Raw genomic sequence first — 699 nt, forward strand, 5'->3', positions numbered from 1 at the left:
AAGAGCCGGCTGGAATGACGACTATCGGGCTCAGTTATTCTTTGGTTAAAATATCAACAAAGTGTGCTCCCGCCCTGGTTGCAAGAGTGGGTGACCTTCAGGAACAATAAACCAGGACATGGAGTTCTTGATAAATCTTCAATGTCAATCTGGGTCGACAAAATAGAGTTGTTAATTGACCAATGCCTAACTGTCTTCTCAACAGTAATACCAACTTTGGATAATAAAGTCATACTGATTGAAATCCCATCAGGTAGGTTAAAAATAGAGTTTCCATTAGTATACCAAGGAAAAGCTATCGTAATAACTAGCGTCACGCAGAAACAAGGAAACTGGAAATTAAAACTACAGCCTCTAGATTACAATCTCTCCGATGAAAAAACGGTTTCTCTTCCTGAAGAAAATATATTTAACAATCTAGGTGACTATAACAACGAAAGTTATAAGATAATTGAAGTAAATTGTTGCGGAAAAGAATACATTGTCGAGCATAATGTACCTATCAGACAAACTGAAACTTTTGAAGGACGGCATAAAGAAGTAGATGAGTTTGTAGATTGGTTCAATGATGATGATTCTAGAAGATGTTTAGTCTATGGTGATGGAGGGTATGGGAAAACCACAGGGCGAGAGCGTGAACATATTGTTAAATTGACTTCAATTCAGCCAGCCCTGAATCCAATACCTTTTCCAGATATG

1 protein-coding gene is annotated in these 699 nt (G+C 37.8%); it reads left to right on the forward strand.

Annotated features, from left to right (window positions below; all coding sequences use genetic code 11):
• Positions 1-141: 141 nt before the first annotated feature.
• The coding region (locus tag OKC42_RS22665) for a hypothetical protein (RefSeq protein WP_270820941.1) at positions 142-699 on the forward strand (558 nt) is incomplete at its 3' end.

Origin of the sequence: Aeromonas sp. Y311-2 (assembly GCF_027706025.1) — a bacterium.
GTDB lineage: Bacteria > Pseudomonadota > Gammaproteobacteria > Enterobacterales > Aeromonadaceae > Aeromonas > Aeromonas veronii.